This is a genomic window from Nocardia carnea (genome assembly GCF_029868855.1).
Classification (GTDB): domain Bacteria; phylum Actinomycetota; class Actinomycetes; order Mycobacteriales; family Mycobacteriaceae; genus Nocardia; species Nocardia carnea_A.
On record NZ_JARWOV010000310.1, the window covers coordinates 1 to 2337 of the forward strand.

Here is a 2337-nt window from a genome sequence, read left to right on the forward strand (position 1 = left end):
ACATAGTTCGAGTTGTTCACCTTGTCGGCGTCGATGAAGACCAGGTCGAACGGATCCGGCTGCTCTTCGGCCAGCACCGGCAGCGATTCCATCGCCGCGCCGATCCGGATATCGACCACGTCGCCCAACCCGGCCCGGTCCCGGGGGGCCCCGCCCCCGCCCCCCCCCCCCCCCCCCCCCCGGCGCGTGTGCTCCCGGTGCGTCGGCGGCCAGATGCCGGGCAGGCGTGACCGCCTTCACATAAGCTGGGAAATAGCTGATCAAAGCCATCGGTCCGGTGGGTCCGAAGCTGGTCCGCGTTTACCCAGGGCAAATCCCGGGTAACGGTTTGAGGTCGATACTCGCCGGAACCCGGTCGCCGGCGGGCGCGACGTGATGGGTCGGCCGGGCCGACTTGGCCGCGCACGCCGGAGAGGACTGACCGTGACGGAGCAGCAGCCGGAACCACCACAACTGGAGAAGCGCCCGGACGGGGCACATCTGGAGAAACCGCAGGAATCGCCCCATCTGAAGAGATCGGTGGCGGCCTCGGCCATGGGTAATGCCACCGAATGGTTCGACTACGGCGTCTACGCGGCAACCGCCACTTACCTCACCGACGCGTTCTTCCCCGGTGATCTCGGCACCCTGGGCACCATGCTCGGGTTCGCCGTCTCGTTCGTGCTGCGTCCCCTCGGTGGCATGGTGTGGGGCCCGCTCGGCGACCGGGTGGGTCGCAAGGTGGTCCTGGCCACCACCATCCTGCTGATGGCCGCTGCCACCGGTCTGATCGGTGTCCTGCCCACGCACAGCCAGGTCGGGGTGCTCGCGCCGATCCTGCTGATCCTGCTCCGGGTGGTGCAGGGCTTCTCCACCGGCGGTGAATACGGTGGTGCCGCGACCTACCTGGCCGAATGCGCCAGTGACCGGAAGCGCGGTTTCTTCGGCAGTTTCCTGGAGTTCGGCACGCTCGGCGGGTTCGTCGGGGGCTCGGCGGTCGTGCTGTTGTTCCAGCTGATTCTCGGTTCCGATGCGATGCACGACTGGGGCTGGCGGATTCCGTTCCTGATCGCGATCCCGCTGGGTGCCATCGGCTGGTATCTGCGGACGCGGCTCGACGAATCCCCGGTCTTCACCGAGGTGAACGAGACGGAGCATCCCGAGAGCGGGCTGCGGATCCTGATCACCACGTACTGGCGCGAGGTAATGGTGCTGTTCGGTCTCGTGGTGGCGCTGAACGTAGCGAACTACACGCTGCTCACCTACCAGCCGACCTATCTGCAGAACACCATCGGTCTCGGGGAATCCACCACCACCGCCATGATGCTGGTCGGCCAGGTCATCATGATGCTGTGCGTACCGTTCTTCGGTCGCCTCTCCGACCGGGTCGGCCGCCGGCCCATGTGGTTGTTCTCGCTGGTGGGTCTCGCGGTACTCGCCGTGCCGATGTACTGGCTGATGGGCCAGGGCACCGGCTGGGCGATCGTCGGGTTCGTCGTACTGGGCCTGCTGTACGTACCGCAGCTGTCGACCATCAGCGCGACCTTCCCCGCGATCTTCCCGACCCATGTCCGCTACGCGGGTTTCGCGCTCGGCTACAACGTCTCCACGGCTGCCTTCGGTGGTACCGCGCCGCTGGTGAACGAGGCGGTGATCGAGGGCACCGGCTGGAGCCTGTTCCCCGCCCTCTACATGACGGGAGCCGCGCTCATCGGCCTGGTCGCCTGGGCGTTCCTCCGGGAAACCGCGGGTACGTCGCTACGTGGCACCGAGGTACCGGACGCCGATCCGCACCCTGTCGCGGAGAAACAATCCGTCGCGTGACCCCGGAAGGGCTCGTCCTGCCATGAGCGATACCCGCAACCCCACCGTCGCCGAGATCGTGAACTCGGCGCTGGAACACACCATCCCGATCGCCCACCGGATGGGTGTGCACGCCGAAGAGGTCCGCCCCGGCTATGCCGCGGCCACCGTGCCCGCCGAGGGCAACGGTAATCATTTCGGCGTCATGTACGCGGGAGTGCTGTTCACCGTGGGTGAGATCCTGGGCGGTGCCATCGCCGTGGCCAGCTTCGATACCGCGAAGTTCTATCCGCTGGTGAAGGATCTGCGCATCGCCTTCCGCCGGCCCGCCACCACGGCGGTGCGGGCGGAGGCGACGCTGACCGACGCCGAGATCGAGCGGGTCAGCGCGGAGGCCGAGGCGAACGGTAAGGCCGATTTCACGCTGCGGGCGGTGCTCACCGATGTCGACGGAGTGGTCGTCGCCGAAACCGAGGGCTTGTATCAACTGCGCGCCCACGCCTGAAATCGACCGATCGCCGGTGAGCCCGGTTCCCATGACAGGGGACCGGGCTC

2 protein-coding genes and 1 pseudogene are annotated in these 2337 nt (G+C 67.2%); 2 read left to right on the top strand and 1 reads right to left on the bottom strand.

Going from position 1 to position 2337, the window contains the following annotated elements:
- A pseudogene (locus tag QH195_RS32110) lies at positions 1-140 on the bottom strand (methyltransferase); the annotation flags it as partial.
- 235 nt (positions 141-375) lie between these two features.
- Between QH195_RS32110 and QH195_RS32115 the strand changes: the two are divergent.
- Positions 376-1803 (top strand): MFS transporter, encoded by a 1428-nt coding sequence (locus QH195_RS32115; protein WP_432278288.1) that lies wholly within the window; start codon positions 376-378, stop codon positions 1801-1803.
- 22 nt (positions 1804-1825) lie between these two features.
- On the top strand, positions 1826-2287 hold the full coding sequence (locus QH195_RS32120; RefSeq protein ID WP_280424309.1) for a PaaI family thioesterase: 462 nt from the start codon (positions 1826-1828) through the stop codon (positions 2285-2287).
- The last annotated feature ends 50 nt before the right edge of the window (positions 2288-2337 follow it).

What these genes read in the sequence shown, in the direction of transcription:
- QH195_RS32115 (WP_432278288.1), top strand. Translation starts at nt 376, where the DNA reads ATGGGTCGGCCGGGCCGACTTGGCCGCGCACGCCGGAGAGGACTGACC.
- QH195_RS32120 (WP_280424309.1), top strand. Translation starts at nt 1,826, where the DNA reads ATGAGCGATACCCGCAACCCCACCGTCGCCGAGATCGTGAACTCGGCG.